The 21,270-nt window shown below is 29.8% G+C and carries 17 protein-coding genes and 1 pseudogene; 7 read left to right on the plus strand and 11 right to left on the minus strand.

The window, feature by feature from the left end; genetic code table 11:
* Nucleotides 1-54 precede the first annotated feature (54 nt).
* Together L988_RS03910 and L988_RS03915 are read left to right on the plus strand one after the other, a co-directional pair.
* Nucleotides 55-804, plus strand: a complete 750-nt coding sequence (locus tag L988_RS03910) for a 5'-methylthioadenosine/adenosylhomocysteine nucleosidase (protein ID WP_052191675.1) — start codon at nucleotides 55-57, stop codon at nucleotides 802-804.
* 45 nt (nucleotides 805-849) lie between these two features.
* On the plus strand, nucleotides 850-1,854 hold the full coding sequence (locus L988_RS03915; RefSeq protein WP_047381808.1) for a hypothetical protein: 1,005 nt from the start codon (nucleotides 850-852) through the stop codon (nucleotides 1,852-1,854).
* Between the two features lie 57 nt (nucleotides 1,855-1,911).
* On the opposite strand, the gene L988_RS03920 is transcribed toward L988_RS03915, so the two are convergent.
* From L988_RS03920 to gltS, 8 genes and pseudogenes are all read right to left on the minus strand, one after another.
* Nucleotides 1,912-2,337: a cyclophilin-like fold protein gene (locus L988_RS03920; protein WP_156111920.1), complete on the minus strand. Its 426-nt coding sequence runs from the start codon at nucleotides 2,335-2,337 to the stop codon at nucleotides 1,912-1,914.
* Nucleotides 2,338-2,413: 76 nt separating this feature from the next.
* Nucleotides 2,414-3,073, minus strand: coding sequence for a methyltransferase domain-containing protein (locus L988_RS03925; protein WP_047381810.1), 660 nt, complete (start codon nucleotides 3,071-3,073; stop codon nucleotides 2,414-2,416).
* Nucleotides 3,063-3,671 carry a pimeloyl-ACP methyl esterase BioG family protein gene (locus tag L988_RS03930; RefSeq protein ID WP_047381812.1) on the minus strand — a complete coding sequence of 203 codons (609 nt, stop codon included), beginning with the start codon at nucleotides 3,669-3,671 and terminating at the stop codon, nucleotides 3,063-3,065. Before L988_RS03930 ends, L988_RS03925 begins: the two co-directional genes overlap by 11 nt.
* Nucleotides 3,649-4,776, minus strand: a complete 1,128-nt coding sequence (locus tag L988_RS03935; RefSeq protein ID WP_047381814.1) for a pyridoxal phosphate-dependent aminotransferase family protein — start codon at nucleotides 4,774-4,776, stop codon at nucleotides 3,649-3,651. The genes L988_RS03930 and L988_RS03935 overlap by 23 nt, the downstream gene beginning before the upstream one ends.
* Nucleotides 4,777-6,222 carry an adenosylmethionine--8-amino-7-oxononanoate transaminase gene (bioA, locus tag L988_RS03940; RefSeq protein WP_052191687.1) on the minus strand — a complete coding sequence of 482 codons (1,446 nt, stop codon included), beginning with the start codon at nucleotides 6,220-6,222 and terminating at the stop codon, nucleotides 4,777-4,779. It abuts the gene before it with no gap.
* 48 nt (nucleotides 6,223-6,270) lie between these two features.
* Nucleotides 6,271-6,837, minus strand: a pseudogene (bioD, locus tag L988_RS13925) (dethiobiotin synthase); the annotation flags it as partial.
* The gene (gene bioB, locus L988_RS03945; protein WP_047381815.1) at nucleotides 6,821-7,819 is read right to left on the minus strand and encodes a biotin synthase BioB; all 999 of its coding nucleotides are present in this window, start codon (nucleotides 7,817-7,819) and stop codon (nucleotides 6,821-6,823) included. The pseudogene bioD and the gene bioB, both read right to left, overlap by 17 nt.
* A 97-nt stretch (nucleotides 7,820-7,916) precedes the next feature.
* A complete protein-coding gene (gltS, locus tag L988_RS03950; protein WP_047381817.1) occupies nucleotides 7,917-9,140 on the minus strand; it encodes a sodium/glutamate symporter in 1,224 nt (407 codons plus the stop codon).
* Nucleotides 9,141-9,300: 160 nt separating this feature from the next.
* Between gltS and L988_RS03955 the strand changes: the two genes are divergently transcribed.
* On the plus strand, nucleotides 9,301-9,735 hold the full coding sequence (locus L988_RS03955; protein WP_047381819.1) for a CAP domain-containing protein: 435 nt from the start codon (nucleotides 9,301-9,303) through the stop codon (nucleotides 9,733-9,735).
* Nucleotides 9,736-9,823: 88 nt separating this feature from the next.
* On the opposite strand, the gene L988_RS03960 is transcribed toward L988_RS03955, so the two are convergent.
* Nucleotides 9,824-10,651 carry an Mrp/NBP35 family ATP-binding protein gene (locus L988_RS03960; protein WP_047381820.1) on the minus strand — a complete coding sequence of 276 codons (828 nt, stop codon included), beginning with the start codon at nucleotides 10,649-10,651 and terminating at the stop codon, nucleotides 9,824-9,826.
* Between the two features lie 176 nt (nucleotides 10,652-10,827).
* Here L988_RS03960 and L988_RS13930 point away from each other — a divergent pair, with 176 nt between their 5' ends.
* A complete protein-coding gene (locus tag L988_RS13930) occupies nucleotides 10,828-12,183 on the plus strand; it encodes a methyltransferase domain-containing protein (protein ID WP_231549783.1) in 1,356 nt (451 codons plus the stop codon).
* A 29-nt stretch (nucleotides 12,184-12,212) separates the two neighbouring features.
* Nucleotides 12,213-13,817 carry an amidohydrolase family protein gene (locus L988_RS03975; protein WP_052191676.1) on the plus strand — a complete coding sequence of 535 codons (1,605 nt, stop codon included), beginning with the start codon at nucleotides 12,213-12,215 and terminating at the stop codon, nucleotides 13,815-13,817.
* A 41-nt stretch (nucleotides 13,818-13,858) separates the two neighbouring features.
* On the opposite strand, the gene L988_RS03980 is transcribed toward L988_RS03975, so the two are convergent.
* Complete coding sequence (locus tag L988_RS03980) at nucleotides 13,859-15,382, minus strand: ABC transporter substrate-binding protein (protein ID WP_047381822.1); 1,524 nt, start codon at nucleotides 15,380-15,382, stop codon at nucleotides 13,859-13,861.
* Nucleotides 15,383-15,639: 257 nt separating this feature from the next.
* Between L988_RS03980 and L988_RS03985 the strand changes: the two genes are divergently transcribed.
* Complete coding sequence (locus L988_RS03985; protein WP_047381824.1) at nucleotides 15,640-17,100, plus strand: basic amino acid/polyamine antiporter; 1,461 nt, start codon at nucleotides 15,640-15,642, stop codon at nucleotides 17,098-17,100.
* A 15-nt stretch (nucleotides 17,101-17,115) separates the two neighbouring features.
* Nucleotides 17,116-19,404: an arginine decarboxylase gene (gene adiA / locus L988_RS03990; RefSeq protein ID WP_047381825.1), complete on the plus strand. Its 2,289-nt coding sequence runs from the start codon at nucleotides 17,116-17,118 to the stop codon at nucleotides 19,402-19,404.
* Between the two features lie 57 nt (nucleotides 19,405-19,461).
* Here adiA and L988_RS03995 read toward each other — a convergent pair whose 3' ends face one another.
* Complete coding sequence (locus L988_RS03995) at nucleotides 19,462-21,111, minus strand: alkaline phosphatase (protein WP_047381827.1); 1,650 nt, start codon at nucleotides 21,109-21,111, stop codon at nucleotides 19,462-19,464.
* Nucleotides 21,112-21,270 lie beyond the last annotated feature (159 nt).

Below are 21,270 nucleotides of genomic sequence, written 5' to 3' on the forward strand. Positions count from 1 at the left end.
GATTTTATATGCTCTTTTTTATTTTCATAAAATTTATTTTAAAGGGAGAATCAAATGAAAAAACTTACATTACTTTTAACACTTCTAACATCAACTCTATCTTTAGCTAACAGAATAGCTATAATCGGAGCCATGGACTCTGAAATAAAAATCTTACTTTCACAAATGAAAGATGTAAAACAAGAAGAAAAAGCTTCTGTTGTATTTTATAAGGGAAAATTAGAAAATAAAGATGTTGTTGTTTTCAAATCTGGAATTGGAAAAGTTAATGCTGCTATGTCTACAACTATAGCTATGGAAGAGTATGATGTAAATAAAATAATCTTCACAGGAGTCGCTGGAGCAATCAATAACAATTTAAATATAACTGATGTCGTTATATCTGATTATTTAGTTCAACACGACTATGATACGACAGTATTCGGTACTAAAAAAGGTGCTGTTCCTGGATCGATTGATGCCAAGTTCTCTGCTGATAAAAATTTAATCAATATCGCCAAAACTTCTGCAGAAAAAGTTTTAGGAAAAAATAAAGTTTATGTTGGAACAATCGCTACTGGTGATCAATTTATTGCTGACAAACAAACTGTTCAAGCTCTAGAATCTGATTTTGGTGCATGGGCTGTTGAGATGGAAGGTGCTGCTGTTGCTCACGTTGCTAACCTTTATAAAACTCCTGTTGTTGTTATTAGATCTATGTCTGATAAAGCTGATGGAAGTGCACATATGAACTATAATGATTTCGTTAATATTGCTGCTGATAATTCTGCTAAAATCGTTATCAATATGCTATCACAAATGTAACTGATCAATAAAAATTACACACACACTAAACTTAGGAGACTTCTAATGAAAAACAAAATTTTGCTTAGCTTCATACTAATTAATCTCACTGCTTTAGCTACTCTTGATCCTAGCACTGCTATTGAAAAACTAAAGTTAAAAGAGTTATCTAAAACTTATTCAAAAGAAAAGATTCAAAATTCTTTAAAAGGTTATAAAAATATGAAGTCAGAATCGTTGGAATCACTTTCAGACAAAGCCGTTTTAGTTGATCTTAACATCACAACTACAGACCTATTAAATAAAAAAGACTATTCAACAATATCCAATTATGTTGATGATTTCTTAGATATAAATGAAAATAGTTTAGGAAACATATCTGATAAAAACATTCTTGAAAGAATATCAAAAAAATGGTCTACAACCGTACCACCGAAAGATGCTGTTCTTTTGGATAGATTGAACATAGCTCTGGCTAATGGATTGATGACTGGGTATAACTTAAAAAATATCAATGAATACGCAAACTTTAAAAAAGAATTAACTGCTAGTTATGGTCATAATGATATAACTCATGCATTACAGCTGATAGCTCTATTAAAAAGTGAAGATTTAGACGCTAAAATACAACTAGAGCCTAAGACTTCTGCTTTCTTACATAATCCAAATTGGGGTTCACCTAATTATGATCATACTGTTTTACAAGATGGAAAAATCGTTCTTACTCCTACTGAGTATGATTTAAAGTTTGAATTCAAAAATTTAAATGATAAAATTAAATTTACTAAAACTATAGACCGTTACGCTAAAAAAGATTCTAAAGATCAAGAAAAGCTAATCTACAAATCTTGGTGGCAACCATTTGTGCAAACCGACAAGATTGATGGATATAAAATGCTCATCTCTCACCTGGTTAAGAATGATTCTTTTGAGGCTAACATTTTAACTTTACCTACAAATTCTGAAGCTTTCATTAAAGCTATGAAAGATGACTCAAATCTTGAAGTTAAAACTCAAGAAATTTGGGTTAATCCTGCTTTCTATAGATTTATGGAAGGAGACTATAAATAAATTAAAAATTAAAAACCAACGACTGAAAAATAGTCGTTGGTTTTTTACTAATAATTTTCATTCAATTTTCTCTATTACCACTTTCAACGCTTTATCTATAGATTCTAAATTTTCAAATCCAGATTCTATTTTTCCCAAAGGTACTAATCCATTAGAAGTTCTAAAGTCTTTTGTAAAAAATGCTAAATTTCCCCAAGGCGAATAATATGTTAGGTCATAAATTTTTGGTGTACAACTTCCCGGTGAGTTATTTATATTCAATCTTTTCGTCAAATAGCTTATTTTTTCAATTCCGCCATAATTTTCAAATTTTAATTCTAGTGGCAATTGATCTAACAAATCATTAGAAGCACCATTGTTATTTAAAACTACAACTATCTCCTTGTTCTCAAACTTTAATTTAATTTTATTTGTTGATTGCTCCATACCTAATGCAAATATTGTTAAAAATATCATTTTACATATAACTAAATTTTTTCTCACTAGTCACCCCTTTATTGCCTTTTTATTTCTATAATATACATCTTAGAGTTTACTCTATGTCAATATTTTTATTGTTTTAATTCCAGCAATTATAATAAGCTACTTTATATGTCAACTTAGTCTCTTTAAAATTTCTTATCTTCGTAATTTCTATATTTTTTCTAATTCCTGTAACTCCTGTATATTTCAAATGTTTTAAAGCTTCTAAAGGGGTTGTAAATTCTAAAACAATATTTTCTACTTTATATTTAACAAACTTAAAGTTTTTCTTTAATTTTTTCAAGATATCTTGATGATTACTGTATTTTAATCCAACTCCAAAAAAATTTTCTATCTCTAATAAATTTCCATCTACATAAATTGAAAATAATAATCTATCTCCTGCTATTGATATTTTATCTAATAACTGATCTAAATTCTTACTCCATTGAAATACTGAACTTGAAGTTATCAAAGAGTATTTTTTATATTCAAAAGTATCCATATCTTCAATTATAAATTTTGATTTTTCAATCTGTGACACATAATTTTTACTATCACATAAGTCATTTAATATAATATTTTGATATTTTATATGAGATACTAATTTTTTAGAATAGATTCCTGTTCCACATCCAATCTCTAAAATTGTTTCAAACTCTTCATCTTTCTCTAAAAAACCAATCAACTTTTGAGCAACTTCTTTCTGAACAAAAGCATAATTATCATATGTATTTAAAAATTTATTAAATCTCATTTAAAATATCCACCAACCTACTTAAATTTTTTTCCTCAGCAAAAATAAAATGTTCTCCATCTATTTCATAAATTAAACTGCCATTTTCTGTAAAATATTTTTTTTGATTTTTAGACTTTATTATTCGATCATTTTTAGAGATTATAGATTTTTTTATATAATTTTCTCTTTCTATATAATTATTTATAAAATCTGAAAGTTCAACTTTTAATTCCGAAACATCTTTTTTTTCACCAAAAATAGATATATTTTTATTATCTAGAATTCCCATATTCTTATAGAATCTCTCTAAAGATTTTTTTGTCAAATTTTCAAGAGTATATTTCAACATTCTTTTTGAAATTCCTCTCTCTCCCATCATATGTGGAGTTCCATTAACTCCTACTGCTTCATATTTCTGATAAAAAGGATTTTCCTCTAAAAATTTATTTAAATAGTAAACTCCAAATGACCAACCAATAAATACAATTTTATCAAATTTCAAAATAGGCTCTTCATATTTATAAGGATAATTTATATATCTAATCTCCCACTCATCTCCTAAAAAAAGATTTAAATCATTCATTCCCCAACCATTAAAAAACATTATCAATTTCATAGTTTAACTCCTTTACAAACTTTTGAATCATCTCCTTCGTATGAAGTGCTGTTAAACTTACTCTCAATCTAGCTGTTCCTTTAGGGACTGTTGGTTCTTTAATTGGGTATATTAAGTATCCTTTCTCCCTGAGATTTTCAGATATTTTATTTACCCTCTGATTCTCACCTATCACTATACTAATTATGTTTGTACTTGAGATTGTCTCTATCTTATATTCATTCAGTAGATTTCTCATATATATTGATAGTTCTATCAATCTCTTTCTTCTAAAATTAAACTTCTCCATCTTCTCAAGAATAAAAAGATTCCAAGCTACATTTATAGGTGGCAATGCTGTCGTATATATAAATTTTCTTCCTTTATTTATAATGTACTCTTTTGATAATTCATCCATTAAAACATAAGCTCCTATTGAAGAGCCTGCCTTTCCGAGAGGAATAACGACATAGTCAATTAAATCCAAGACATCTGCCTCATAACACTCTCCATACCCTGAAACTCCAAAAGAGTGAGCCTCATCTATCAAAAGCTTAAATCCATATTTACTTTTTAATTGAACTAATTTTTTTATATCCGCTCTATCTCCATCCATACTATAAACAGTTTCTGAAACAACTAGTATATCATCATACTCCGAACTATATTTTTTCAAAATTTCTTCCAAATGATTATAATCTAGATGTCTATATCTTAAAAGTTTTGCCTCTGAAGCTTTTATTCCGGAATATATACTCGAATGATTATATCTATCACTTATAATAAGAGATGTTTTAGAAAAAAGAGTTTCTATCAAACAAGTATTAGCATCATATCCACTATTAAACAAAAGAGTTTTTTTATTATAAATCTTTTCCAATTTTTTTTCTAATTTCATGATTATAGGATAACTCCCTGACAACAATCTTGATGATGATGATGAAAATAACAAATCTTCATCTTTAAATTTTTGAAAAAACTCTCCCCTTAACTCTTTGTCTTCATTTAATCCCAAATAATCATTTGATGAAAAATTAATATATTTTTTATCAGTTAATTTCAAACTTCGATAGTTCTCATCTTTTTTTAATTCTGATAACTCTTTTATAATTCTTTCTTTTTTCATTTAAACCTCAAATCCGATAAATTTATTTAAATATTTATTTTTTATCTCAATTTTTTCTTTTTTCATTAAGTATTCATCTATTGCCTCTAAACAATTCTCTAACATAAAGTCTATCTCGTTTAGCTCAATTGTATATGGTGGCATAAAGTATATTACATCACCTAAAGGTCTAATTATAATTCCCTTTTCAAGTCCTATTTTATAAATTTCATATGTTGCTCTCTCATAAGATTTAAATCGTTCTTTCTTCTCTTTATTCTTTACTAATTCAATGGCACCAATAAAACCAATTTGTCTATACTCTCCAAGATTTTTATGATTTCCAAATATTTCTTTAGCTTTTTTTTCTAAATATTGACCCTTTTTTTCAATCTGCTTCAAAATCTCTTCCTCTTTAAAAATTTTTAATGTTTCAACAGCAACTGAACATCCAAGTGGATTACCAGAATAGCTGTGTGAGTGTAAAAATGCTCCACCTTCTAAATAATCTTTATAAAAAGCATTATATATCTCATCAGTAATAAGGGTTAATGCCATTGGAAAATATCCCGCTGTAAGACCTTTTCCAACGCACATAATATCCGGAGAGATATCTGCATGCTCGCAAGCAAACATTTTTCCTGTTCTTCCAAACCCAACTGCAATCTCATCAGCTATTAAATGAACTCCTTTTTCAATTGTTAGAGCTCTTAATTTTTTCAAATATTTTGGAGAATACATATTCATTCCTGCTGCTCCTTGTACCATCGGCTCTATTATTACTCCTGCTATTTCATCACCATTTTCTTCTAATAACTCCTGCATATGAATAAAACATTCAGCATCACAATTTGCCGGTTTTTTATTCCAACTACATCTATAACAATCTGGACCTTCAACTTTCAGGGCTTCTTTTATAAGCGGTTTATATAACTCTGTAAATAAATTTACATCCGTCACTCCCAAAGCTCCTAAAGTTTCTCCATGATAAGCATTTTTTAAAGATACAAACTTTTTTCTTTTTGTATTACCTTTCTCTTGATGATATTGAAACGATATTTTAAGAGCTATCTCCACAGCTGAAGATCCATTTTCAGAAAAAATAAGTTTCTTTAAACCTTCAGGAGCTACTTCAATTAATCTCTCTCCAAGTTCTATGGCTGGTTCATGTGTAAAATTAGCAAAAATTGCATGTTCTAAACTTTCTAGCTGTCTATTTAGAGCTCTATTTATTCTTCCATTACAATGTCCAAAAAGATTTACCCACCAACTTGAGACACAATCCATGTATCTTTTCCCATTTTCATCTATCAAATAAACCCCCTCACCTTTTTTTATAACCATCGGTGGAAGTTTTTCATAATCTTTCATTTGTGAGCACGGATGAAAAATATATTGCAAATCTTTTTTTTGGAGCTGACTCAAACTATTATAATTTAAAAAAAATTTTAATTTTTCTAAATCTATATCTGTTTCTTCTTCATTAATAATTAAATAGTTATCAATTTTTGCTAACGAAACAATCATATCTATATTATCTTTTTCAAAATATTCATTTTTAAATCTATTGAAAACAACTCCTAAAACCGGTATTTTTTCAGCTTTAAGATAACTTAATATTGCTAAAGTGTGATTGATTGTTCCAACTTTTGTATCTGCTACTAACACTACTGGTAATTTTGATTTTTTTATTAAATCTGAATACATATACCCATCTCTATTTAATGGTACACAAACTCCTCCTGCTCCTTCTACAATTAGATATTTGTTATCCAAACATTTTTTTCTTATCTCTTCTAAAATCCTTTCAAAGTCTATTTCAACTTTATCTATCTCTGCTGAAAGATGTGGTGATACTGGTTCAACTAAATTGTAGCTACACATCTCCTCACTGTATTCAACTCCTGCAAACGAACAGACACTTAAAACATCTGGAGCTCTTCCATCAATTGAACCACTCTGTATGGGTTTGTAATAAGTCGCTTCACTGTTTTTTAAAGCTTTAAAAAATAACCCCGCTACATATGTTTTTCCTATATCTGTTCCTGTTCCAACTATAAAAAACCTATCTCTTGAATTCAAAGCCAGCCTCCTTAAATATCATTCTATCTCTTTCAATTGTACTTCCTGTCGTTGTTAAATAATTACCCGTAAGGGCTCCATTAACACCTGATTTTACTCCTAAAATTTCATAATCTTCTAAAAGTTGACGACCTCCTGCATATCTTATAGGAATATTTGGTAAAATTAATCTATAAATCGCTATTGTTTTTACAACTTCTAATGGTGTTAACTCTTCTATTATTTCTAAAGCTAAAGGTGTTCCTTCAATAGGAGTCAAAATATTTATTGGAACCGAATCTACCTCTAATTTTTTCAACTCAAATGCCATTTCTACTCTATCTTTTTTAGTTTCTCCTAATCCTAAAATTCCACCCGAGCAAACTTTCAAACCGGCTTTTTTAGCATTTTTACAAGTTTCTATTCTATCTTCATAAGTATGTGTTGTGCAGATCTTATCATAAAATTTTCTTGAAGTTTCTAAATTATGATGATACATCTGTACTCCTGAACTTTTAAGTTCTTTTGCCACTTCAAAATCTATTATTCCGTGAGAAGCACATAAATGAAGTGACGTTTCATTTTTCAATTCAAAGTAAATCTCTTTTAATTTTTCTAATTCACATCCCTCACTTAATCCTCTTCCACTCGTAACTAGAGAGAATTTATCAACAAACTTTTCCTCTACATCTTTCGCGAGCTCTAAAATTTTCTTCTTATTCATCAAATCATATACATCTGCTGCTGTATTGTAATGTGATGATTGAGCACAATATCTACAATCCTCTGAACAATTTCCTGATTTAGCATTAACTATGGTGCATAGATCAAATATATCTCCATGAAAAATTTCTCTGATTTTATTTGCTCCATTTAAAAGAGATTTTAGACTATCTTTATCTTTTTCAAAGTCATACTCTATAAGATTTATGGCTTCTTCAAAAGTTATTTCATCTTTTTTTTCTAAAATTTTATTTACTATTCTATCTATAGTTTTTTTCATTTTTCACCTCAAATAATTTTATTTCATGTTAATTATTCTATTCTACAAAAATAAAAATGTCAACTTTTTTTGATTTTAAAGTTGACATTTTTATTTTTTATTTAAACATATTTATAGCTGTTATTATTACCGGCATTTGAAAAATATCAATTAAAAAGGCTCCTGTTAAAGTTACAATTAAATATGGATTAACTGTATATCCGTGTCTTTCTGAAACTTCTCCCATGTTCAACATGGCATTTGTAGTTGCCCCTAATCCAGAACCGCACATCCCAGAAACCATCACTGCTGCGTCATAATCTTTTCCCATAGCTTTAAATACTATTTGACTTGTGAAAAACGCCATAAAAATTACTTGAGCAAATAAAATCAAAAACATTGGAACTGCTAAAGAAGCTAGTTCCCAAAGTCTTAACGAAATTAAAGCCATCGATAAAAATATATTTAAAGAAGTTATTCCTAATATATCAATTAAATTTCTATTTAGCTTCACATAGTTATATTTTTCATTCAAATTATTAAATATAATTGCTACAAACATAGCTCCAACATAAGATGGTAAAGCTAAATCTAATTTTGATTTTAATATTGCTGAAAACGTTGTTCCAATCATCATTATTATTGAAAGAATAGCTATATGCTTTAATAATTCATCCGCTGTTATATCTTGATATGAATATTTTTCTTCAAAGTTTATATCATCTTTTCCTACTATATTTATTGCCTTCAAATTATTTTTTCTAATTAAATATAATGCCAATGGAGCTCCTAAAAGTCCACCTGCTAATAAACCAAAAGTTGCTGATGATAAAGCCATTGTGCTCGCTCCTACAACTCCTAATTGTTCAACTGTTTTTCCAAATGCTCCTGCCGATCCATGACCTCCACTCATTGACACAGAGCCTGCCAATACACCATAAAGCGGATTGATATTTGTTACTTTTGCTACTCCTACTCCGATTACAGTTTGCATAAAAGTCATCACACCACTAAGCAACCAAAATACTATTAAAAGTTTTCCACCTTTTTTTAAAGCTGCCACTGAAGAACCAATCCCAATCGTTGTAAAAAATACAACCATAAATGGATCTTGAAGAATCGTATCATACTTTAGTGTTCCTATTCCTAAATTTCTAATACACAAATGAATAATAGCAAAAAGGATTCCTCCAATTACCGGAGCTGGAATTCCGAACTTATTAAAAAATTGAGATTTGTTTTTTATATACAATCCAATATATAAAGATATCAATCCAATTGCTAAGGTCCCAATCATATTAAAGCTAATTAAAAATCCAAAATCATCACTACTGAAATTCATAAAATCCCTCCCATATCTTTTTAATAAAATTTTAGTTATTATTTTATTTACTTCATTTTTTTTAATAAGTCAAAATTATATTTTAAACTCCTCATATAATGGACAATTTCAATTTTATTTGTTAAAATAAACTACAAGAATACTTATCAGGAGAGAACTTATGAAAAAAATACTAGGAATTTTACTTTTACTTTTAACAACGTCACTATTCGGATTTGATAATGATCACGAAGCTATTTTAGCTTTAGTGAATATTGAAAGAGAGAATAGAGGAATTGAACCTTTAAAACTAAATCCAACCTTAAATACTCTTGCAAAAATAAAATCTGATGATATGTATCACAATCAATACTTCAGTCATAACTCACCTATATATGGTTCACCCTTCGATTTGATGAAAAAATATAATGTGAACTATATGACTGCTGGTGAAAATATTGCAAAGGGACAAAATACCCCTGAGTTTGTTATGAAATCATGGATGGAATCAGCTGGTCATAGAAAAAATATACTAAACCCTAAATTTAAAGAGATGGGTGTTTCAAGAGATGAGTTTGGAAATAATATTTGGACACAAATGTTTATTGGAAGTTAATGCAAATATTTTAATTTTATATTAAAATAAAATTAAAAATCTCTAAAAAAATAGGCTAGAATATCTAGCCTATTTTTGTCTATTTATATTATATATTAATTTTATCTAATATTTTTTTTGTAATTGAATTAAAAATATTATTTATCTCCTCTTTATTAGCCTCATATCCATCTACAGAAAGATTACATATACTTGAAATCATGGGAAGTTCCCCTAAGAGTTGTAATTTATTTTCATTTAAGAAATTTGTCGCCTCTCCGTTGAATAGCTTTATTTTAGTTTCGCACCCTGGACATACAACATAACTCATATTCTCAACTACTCCAATCACGTCTACATTCATTTGATTTGCCATTTTAACAGCTTTTGCAACTATCATTGATATCATATCTTGTGGCACTGAAACCATTACAATTCCATTCAATGGAATTGATTGCATAACTGTAAGAGCAACATCTCCTGTTCCTGGAGGCATATCTATAATCAGATAATCTAATTCTCCCCAGATAACATTCTCCCAAAACTGTTTAACAGCTCTTCCTACAATTGGGCCTCTCCACAATACAGGATCATTTTCATTTTCAACCAAAAAATTTAAAGAAATTACTTTTATTCCATCTTTTGTTAATACTGGATAAATATCATCCCCTTTTCCTCCGGCTCTTTCTCCACTCAGTCCCAATAATCTTGGAATACTAGGTCCTGTAATATCTGCATCCATTATTCCTACTTTATATCCTTGATCAGCTAATTGCTTTACTAACAAAGTAGAAACTGTAGATTTACCTACTCCACCCTTTCCACTCATAACACCTATCACTTTTTTTATTTTATTTGCCGGATGATTAACTATCCCGCAACTTGAAGACTCTTTTGAGCATGATCCTTTTGATGGACATGAATTACAATTTGACATTTTATCCTCCTTTTAATGTATCAATAAATAAGTTTACTTTATATAAACACATTTTAGTATAGTTTAACATTTTTGTCAAACTTATTTAACAATATGAGTTTTATTAAATCTAACTTGAAGATATTAAAATTGTGTGTTAGGATAAACATCATTCTATTATAAAGAGAGGTATACATATGACATTAAAAGAAGAATACCAAATTCAACAAAAGTATAGAAAATGGACTAATATTGCAAATAAATTACCACTGAACAATAATCAAACCATTCTCGAATTAGGATGTGGAATCGGTGAATTTTCTGAAATTTTATCCGAAAAAGTACATCAAGTTATCGCCGTTGATATAAATTCTGAATTTCTTGAAATTTTAAAAAATAAAAATATCAATAATATAAATATTATTCAAAATGATATCCATGATTTAGTTTATATTCCAGAGGAGATAGATGGTATATTCTCTAGTTTTGCAATCGCTTATTTTCCAAATAAAATGGAAGTGACTCTTAGTAATTGGGTTAATAAGTTAAAATTTAATGGGTGGATAGCTATTATAGAAATTGACAATCTTTTAAGAGGGCATCAACCATTATCAGAAAAAATAACAAAATATCTAGCAAAATTCGAAAAAGAAATTAAAAACGAAGGTGTTTATGACTTCGAGGCCGGAAGAAATATTGAACCTATTCTAAAAAAATTAGGACTAGAAATTATTCTAAGTGAAAATCTAGATGATTCTGAGCTTACATCTTCTGGAGCTCTCCCTGACAATATTTGTTCTATGTGGGAAAATCGTTTGAACAGATTATCCTTTAATAAATATTTCTCTAAAGAAGAGATTAATTCAATAAAAATTGAATTTCTATCTCTTCTTAAAAATACAAAACATATAAATGAAACTAAGGTTAAATTTATTATTGCTAAAAAAAATCAATCGAATGATTCTGTGAATATAATCAAAAATGCTAAAGAGTATGTTAAAAATAGATTGATTAATGAAAAAACTGGTCATGATTGGCAACACACTCTTCGAGTTCTAGAAAACGCTAAAAAAATTGCTATCAAAGAAAAAGAAAATATCGATTTTACAGTAGTTCAATTAGGTGCTTTATTTCATGATGTTGCAGATCATAAATTCGGTTATTCTAATATCGATCGTAAAAATATTATCGAATCATTTTTACTGAATACATCTCTAACGAAAGAGCAAATTGAGCATGTTGTATATATAGCTAACACAACATCTTTCACTAAAGGAATACCTCTAAAAACTTTAGAAAGTAAAATAGTTCAAGATGCTGATCGTTTAGATGCTTTAGGAGCTATTGGTATCGCTCGAACTTTTACTTTTGGAGGCGCTTTTCAGCGAGAGATTTATAACCCCGAAGAAATGAACGATACTATCTCTCATTTTTATACTAAACTTTTAAAACTAAAAGATTTAATGAATACAGAAGAGGGGCGTATTGAAGCTGAAAAAAGAGACAAATTCATGAGAGATTTCTTAAAACAATTCTATTTAGAAGTTTTGTAAACAGTTGATTTTTAAGGAGATGAATAGATATGAATACTTTACAAACAATTAATTCAAATATTATTTTTGATCTTGTAATAGAAAATGGAACTGTAATTTTTGGTTATGACAAAGCCTCTGAAATTTCAAATATCGGAATAATTAGAGATCGAATCCATACAATTTCTAAAGAAAAGTTAAAAGGAAAAAAAGTTATAAGCGCTGAACATTTATATGTATCACCTGGTTTTATAGATGTTCATAGCCATTCGGATATCTCTAGTTTTAGTAATAAAACTTGCTCAAGTAAACTTTATCAGGGGGTGACAACAGAGATTAATGGAAATTGTGGTATCGGAATTTTTCCAGGAACTTCTGAGAATCAAGATAATCTTGCTAAATATATTCAAACTCATTCAGATATTAACTATCATCCTATTCCACTTAATCGGATTAATAGTTTTTCAAGTTTAAAAAATGAATTAGAAAAATATCAACTAGATACAAACCAAGGATTTCTTGTCGGGTCTGGTTGTATTCGAATTGCTGTTATGGGCTTTAAATCTAATTTTGCATCTTCTAAAGAGATTTATCAAATGAAAAAATTACTTAAAAAACAATTTGATGAGGGTGCTTTAGGAATATCTTTTGGCTTACTTTATCAACCAGGAAATTTTATGAGTAGAGAGGAGATTATTGAACTTTTAAAAGTTGTAAAAGCATATGACAAAATCGCTTCATTTCATATTAGAGATGAGGGAGATAAAATTATTGAATCTATAGAAGAGGTTGTTTTCTATTCAAAAATGAGTGGTGCTAAAGTTCATGTATCTCATCTAAAAATTATGAATAAAAACAACTGGGGAAAAGCCAACCAAGTTTTAAATCTTTTAGAAAAAGCTAAGCAAGATGGAGCAGATATATCTTTTGATCAATATCCATATAATGCTAGTTGCACAAATCTTTTTGTTTTGCTTCCCGAAAATATTTTTACAGGTGATATTTCTCTCTTTATAGATTCTATTCCTAGATTTTCAGAAGATATCTTGGTACAAATAGCTAAAAAAATTGAAAAACGTGGCGGTGGAAAAAATATCATTATCTCAAATAATTTTTATGATAAAATAAACTTTTCTGGTAAATCTCTTTATCAGATATCTATTTTTTTACAATTAAGTGAAGCAGAAAGTGTTCTTTATCTTATCGAAAAATCTTGTGGTGCTGCTCAAGCTATATATTTCTCTTTGAATATGAAAGATGTTGAAATTTTCCTTAAGTCTAATCTTGGAGTTGTTGCAAGTGATGGAAATTCCTTTCCTATGAATGATTGTTTTAATCTTGGAACTCCACATCCTAGAAGCTTCGGAACTTTCCCAAGATATATAAATATTATGAAATATCAACTACCTATCGAAGATATTATAAATCGTATTACTGCTAAACCTGCTAAAATATTTAAAGTTTTAAGCAGAGGAGAGATTCGTCCGACATATTTTGCTGATCTTACAATTTTCAATTTAAATAAGATTAGAGACAATTCAATTTTTGAAAATCCATATTTAAAACCTGATGGTATTGAATATGTTATTATTAATGGTGAAGTTATTATTAATAAGGGACTTGCTTTAAACCTTCGAAATGGTAAAATCATTTAAAATAAAAAGCTTCCTCACTAGTTCTGTAAGGAAGCTTTTTTCTATTTCTCTCTATAAATTGGATAAAAATCATGAAGTGTAACTGGGTGTATATTCAATCCTTTTATATCTTTTTGAGCACCTACAATAATCACACTATTATATAACATTACATGTGGTGTATCTTCGACTATTCTTTGTTGAATCTCCTCATATATTTTTAACCTTTCATTTTGATCAGCTACAGTTTTTCCATCATCTAAAAGTCTATCTACTTCTGGATTTGAATAGAAAGATCTATTTCCAGGACTTCCCATAGAATTAGAGTGGAACATTGGATATAATCCATAATCAGCATCACCGGTTACTGTTCCCCATGAGCCTAAAAACATATCAAAATTGCCTTTTTCAGTCAGATCATAAAATGTTCCGCTTTCAACAATTGTTATTCTCAACTCTATTCCAATCTCTTTCAAGTTTGCTTGAATCACTTCTGCAATAGCATTTGTGTCACCCGATCCTTGAGTTAAAAGCTCTAACGTAAGTTCATTTTTATAGTTAGATTTAGCTAAGAATTCTTTTGCTTTTTCTAGATCATATCCCACATTCTTAGTAGTATTTGTAAATCCAAATACATTAGGTGCTATTACAGAGTTTGCAACTTCACCATATCCGTTTAAAATTATTTTTACAATAGACTCTTTATCGATTGCATAATCGATTGCTTTTCTTAAGTTTTTATCCTCAAAAATTACTTTTCTATTATTAAATCCTAAGTATCTATAAGAGTATGATGGTTTTGTATGAAGAACTAATTCTTTATTACTTATAATTTTAGGTGCATCGACAGTACTTATGTCTAGTGCTATATCAATCTCTTTCGTTTCTAAGGCAATCTCTCTATTCGTTGGTTCTGTTATTGTTTTAAATATCAACTTATCAAAAGCTGGAGGTGTCAAAAAATATTCTGTATTTTTATTTAAAACGACTTGGTCTCCGATGACCCAAGAATCATATTTATAGGGTCCTGTTCCCACTACAGCTGAATTATCACCTGAAGTTTCTATTACTTTTTTACTTACTATCCCTAAAGCTGGATGTGATAAGTGATATAGCAATGGGGCAAAAGGTGTCTTTGTAACAATTCTTATTGTTGAAGGATTTATAATCTCTATTTTTTCGATAGGCGGTACTATGAAGTTTATTCTCGGAGATTTCATCATCCTTTCAAAAGAAAATTTTATATCCTCCAATTGAAGAGTATCACCATTATGGAATTTTACATTGTCTCTTATTTTAAAATCATAAGTTTTGTCATCTATTCTAATCCAACTTTCAGCCAATCCTGGTATTATATTTCTATCACCATCAATTTCTACAAGTCTAGAATATATTTGTTTATTTATTCTTAAAGAAAATCCATCATTTGCATTATGTACATCAAGTGATCTTGGATTTCCACTTTGAGCTATTTTCAATAACTTTTCCTCTGCCTTCTTATCTTCTCTTGTACAACTTAATAAAACCACTGTAAATATTATAAATATTAAAAATTTTACTTTTTTTGCTCTTTTGATAAGTAACATTAAACTACCTCCTTTAATTTTATAAACACTATCCTATCATAGATTTTTTTTTAAAGAAAGTAGTTACTTTTTTGTAACTATATACTCTTTATTCTCTCTCATTATTTTTCTATTTAAAAAAAATGTAGGAAACTTTTCACAAATATTGTATAAGGGAGTGGGCATATTATTTTATTTCTTATTAAAATATGAGTATAAAATATGGGTAGTAGAATAATATGACTAAAATAAATTTCTCTAAAAGGAGGAGAAGAATTATGGCAACAGAAAAAAAACTAGGCGTTATTACTTTAGCAGGACTTGTTATCAGTGCTATGATTGGTGGTGGTGTATATAATCTACCTCAAAATATGGCACAATCAGCTTCTGCTGGAGCTATAATAATAGCTTGGGTAATCACAGGTTTAGGTATGTGGTTTTTGGCTAATACTTTCAGTATTTTGTCAAATGTCAAACCAGAAGTTACCTCTGGAATTTATGGGTATGGTGAATTAGGATTTGGAAAATTAATGGGATTCCAAGTTGCATGGGGATATTGGATATGTAATATCTTTGCAAATGTCGGATACGCAATTCTTTTAATGGATTCATTCAATTATTTTTTTAATCCATATTTTAAAGGTGGAAATAATTTGCTCTCAGTAATCTGTGGTTCTTTAGTAATCTGGATTATGTACTTCGCTGTTTTGGCAGGAGTAAAGCAAGCTGCATTTATCAATAATATTGGAGTAGTTGGAAAATTAATTCCATTAATACTTTTTATTTTAATTTTAATCTTTAAATTCGATTTTTCAGTTTTTACAACCGATTTTTGGGGTAAAGCTGTTATTCCAAGTCTTATGGATAAAGACTTAGGCGGACTATTCCCTCAAGTAAAAAGTACTATGCTTGTGACACTTTGGGTATTTATTGGTATAGAAGGAGCTGTTGTTATTTCTAGTAGAGCCAACTCACAAAAAGATGTTGGGAAAGCTACTGTTATCGGATTCTTAGGATGCTTAATTATATACGCCCTACTTTCTTTACTTCCATTAGGAATTTTATCTCAAGGTAAAATTTCGACTATGTCACCTCCTTCAACAGGGCCTATTCTAAGTACTGTTATCGGAAACTCTGGAAACTGGATAATGAACCTGGGTGTTATTATTGCACTATTAAGCTCTTGGCTTGTTTGGACAGTAATGCTCGCTTCCTTACCTTTTGAAGCTGCGAAAGATGGGACATTTCCTAAAGTTTTTGCTACTGAAAATAAAAATGAATCCCCTTCATATTCTTTATTAGTTTCATCTATTCTTATGCAACTATGTATGATTGTAGTTTATTTTTCTAATAATGCTTGGAATCTAATGCTTAGTATTACAGGAGTTATGATTCTACCTTGCTATTTTATTTGTACACTATACCTATGGAGAATTTCAAAAGCTGGTGGTGATTTCCCTAATGCCTCTCCTATAAGTAGAGAAAAGGCTCTTTTAACTGGAGTACTTGGTAGTATTTATGCAGCTTGGCTAATATATGCTGCTGGTTTAAGTTATTTTCTGGTTGCAGCTATCATTTATGCTTTGGGAATTCCTGTTTTTAGAAAAGCTAGATTGGAAAGCAGTGATGGAAAACCAATTTTTACTCATGGTGAAAAAATATTTGCCGGTTTAATAATAGCAAGTGGAATAATTGGAGTATTTTATACAATTGCAAACTATAAAGTTTTACTTGGATAAATGGAGGTTATTTTTATGAAAAAAATTATAGATGGAAATAAAAACAAAATTGTATTTTTTAATGATGGAATAAAGGAGGGAACTGAAATTGCTAATAGAAGTACTCTTCTTTTAGAAGAATTAAGTAGAAGAAATCTTGGAATATATATATCTCAATCTTATGAAGATTTAGAAGATGTTATCTCTTACGATAAAGCTATTGATTGCCTTCTTTTATCTTGGCCTAGCAATAAAGAGGAAAAAGAAGCTTTAAATATTATTGAAAAGCTCCATGAATCTCAAGAAGGAGTTCCTGTTTTTCTTTTAACTCATAAGGCTGATGCTTTAGAAACTTTAAGTAGAGAGATTTATGAAAATGTTGAAGAGATTATATGGTTATTACAAGAGGAAATAACATTTCTAGGTGAAAGAATTCAAAGAGCTGTTGAAAGATATAATGATGAATTACTTCCACCTTTAACAAAAGCAGTTTTCAACTACAATAAAGTTGCTGAGTATTCATGGGCAGCTCCTGGTCATCAAGGAGGTGTTGGTTTTACTAAAACTGCATTAGGACAAAGATTCTTCGATTTTTATGATGAAAATCTGTTCAGAACTGACACTGGTATTGAAAGAACTTGTATCGGCTCTTTATTAGACCATACGGGTGCTTTCCTAGAGGGGGAGAAATTAGCAGCAAAAATATTTGGTTCAGACAGATCATATAATGTTTTAGTTGGTACTTCTGGTTCTAATAGAACTATTATGCAAGGAACACTAACTGAAGATGATATTGCCTTACTTGATAGAAACTGTCATAAATCTATCGAACAAGGTTTAATGTTAACTGGAGCAAAACCAGTTTATATGAAGCCAACTAGAAATCGATATGGAATAATAGGTCCAATTCTACCAACCGAAATGTCTGAAGACGAAGTTCTTGGCAAAATAGAAAATAGCTGTTTAATTCCAGCTTCTATGAAGAAGCAAAAACCTTTATACACAGTTGTTACTAACTGTACATATGACGGTGTTTGTTACAATGCTAAAAAAGTGGAAGATATTTTCCAACCATATATACAAAATATCCATTTCGATGAGGCGTGGTATGGATATGCTAAATTTAATGAAATTTATACGAATCATTATGCTATGAGAGGAGATGCAAAGGATTACAATGGTCATGCTACAATCTTTGCAACACACTCTACTCATAAACTTTTAAACGCTTTATCTCAAGCTTCATACATTCATATGAGAAAAGGAAGTAATCCTATAAGTGAGGAGCGATTTAATCAAGCTTATATGCTGCACTCTACAACATCTCCTTTGTATGCTATCGCTGTTTCAAATGAAATTGGTGCTGCTATGATGGAGGGAAAAACTGGTAAATATTTAACTGATGAAGTTTTAAAAGAAGCTATCGACTTTAGAAAAATGGTCGCAAAATATCATAAAGAATATAAGGATAAAGGAGAATGGTTCTTCAAACCATGGAATGTTGAAACTGTAACAGATAAATCAACTGGTAAAGTTTATAATTTTGAAGATGCTCCAACTGAACTTCTAATGACAGATCAGGAGTGTTGGAAAATGAAGCCTGGAGATATTTGGCATGGTTTTGATAACCTTCCTGAAGATTGGGCAATGTTAGATCCTATCAAGGTTAGTATTCTTTCCCCAGGTATGTGTGATAATGGAGATCTTGCAGACATAGGAGTACCTGCTGAACTTGTAGCATATTATTTTTCTAAATATGGTGTTGTTCCTACAAGAACAACAGATTTCCAAGTTATGTTTTTATTCTCAATGGGAATAACTAAGGGAAAGTGGGGAACACTTTTAGATCTTCTGATAGCTTTCAAAAAAGATTATGATAATAATACCCCTTTAGGTAAGATATTCCCTGAATTAGTTAAAGGACGTGAAGACAGATATGGTACTCTTGGAATGAAAGACTTAGGTGATGAAATTTTCCATTACTTAAAAGAACATAATTTGGGTAAATATCTAGATGAAGCGTATTCTAGTCTACCTGAACAAGTAATTACTCCTAGACAAGCTTATAATAAAGTTGTTAAAAATGAAGTTGAACTAGTACCAGCTACACAATTAGAAAATAGAGTCGCGGCAAATGCTGTTATTCCTTATCCTCCTGGAATTCCTATGCTGATGTCTGGTGAAAACTTTGGAGATTCTAATAGTCCACAAATTACATATTTAAAAGCTCTTTCTACTTGGGACAAACAATTCCCAGGATTCGAACACGAAACAGAAGGAACTAGCGTTATCAATGGTGAATACCATGTGCTATGTATAAAATAACAAAAAATTTAAAAGACGAGAAGTTTTAAAACCTCTCGTCTTTTTTCTATAAAAAGATTATATTATATCTTTTAAAGCTGCATTTGGAATAAATACATCCTTACCATTAAATACAACAATTCCATTAAATTTAACTTTTTTTCCATCTAACTCGTAGTAGTTCTTATTCTCTTGGAACACAAACTTCTTTCCACCCTTAGATAAAGTAAATATTGGTTGGAATTTATTTGTCATGTCTATATTTACATCAATTCCCATCTCTTTTATTCTTTTTCCTGGAACAAATAGCTCATTTGTCGCTGCATCTAAATCTAAATTCATAGCTTTAGCTATATAAAGTGCAATATCTGAATTATTTACTGTTCCTGTTAATTGATTAGCGTAATTAGATGTATACACATAAAGAGGTACATCCTCTCCTGTATGACCATTTGTTGTCCATCCTAAATGTGCTCTTTCACTCATAGCTTTTCCTAAAACCGCTTCAATTCCTGATGTTTTATCAGCTTTATTTATTCCTTCTAACTCTGCATCTGTTAGCTCTAAACCTAACATATCTTTTGCTAAAGATTTTGCAGCTGATTTATTAGCTAATATCTTCTCTGCTGTTAATACTTCTGTAAACTTAGCTTTTCTCATATCTTTTGTAAATACATCCATTGGTAACTCTGGATAATTTGATGATGTAGCTAGATTTCCTATAGAGATTCCACCTGTTCCATGGTCTGTTACAGCAACTACTAGTGTATCACTATTCTTCTTAGCATACTCTAAAGCAACTCCTACAGCTTTGTCAAAGGCCATAAACTCTGAAGTTATTGCAACAGGATTGTTTGCATGTCCTGCCCAATCAACTTTTGATCCCTCTACCATTAAGAAGAATCCATCTTCATCTTTTGAAAGTAATTCAATTGCTTTCTCTGTCATCTCTGCTAAAGATGGAACTGTTTTCTTATCACGATCTAAATCATAAGGTATATCCTTCTCAGCAAATAATCCCCATACAAAATCCTTATTTAAGCTTTTCATTTCATCCAAAGTTTGTACTATATTATATCCATTAGCTGTTAAAGCCTCTAGCATATCCTCCCCATCAGTACGTTTCTTTGAATTTGCCTCAGTTGCATTATCTTTTTTTAGGTAACTTTTTCCTCCACCAAAAACTACATTTAAGTTTTGATGAACTTGTTGTTCTCCTATTACAGAGTAATTATTTCTATGAATTGAGTGAGTAGTGAAATCTGCTGGTGTAGCGTGCAATACTTCTGATGTTGCTACAATCCCTACTGCTTTACCATTTAATTTAGCCGCTTCTAACACTGATGCTGCTGGTGCTAATTCGTCTCCTACTTCTGGAACTCTAGCTCCTTTTAAAGTTGCAGCTTTAGGTTTTACACCTATTAACTTATCCTGTGTTTTCCATCCTGTTGCAAGTGCTGTTCCTGCAGGTGCCGAATCAGCTATAAAAGTATCAGAGTTATAAGTTTTTACTAAACCAGATGCCAATGCATCTATATTTAAACTTTCTCCATCATTATATACCGCTCTTGCCAATGTTGAAACTGTTGAACTCGATCCATCTGGAATAAGGAAAATTACATTTTTAGCAAATCCTGGTTTCACATCTTTTAAAGCTACTGCCTGTGCTGTTCCTGCTATCGTTAAAAATGCTGTTAGTGCTGCTAATTTAAATTTAGTTTTACTCAATTTTTTTTGCCCCCTTTTTTTTAATTTAACTCATTTTAACTTATATTTGTAAAATCATGATTAAATTTATGTAAAATAAAGGTAAAAGTTATTCTATATTTTTCTTAATATATTATTTATTGCCTCTTCATCAGAATAAAAACTACTAAACTCTATAAA

Source organism: Cetobacterium sp. ZWU0022, assembly GCF_000800875.1.
GTDB lineage: Bacteria > Fusobacteriota > Fusobacteriia > Fusobacteriales > Fusobacteriaceae > Cetobacterium_A.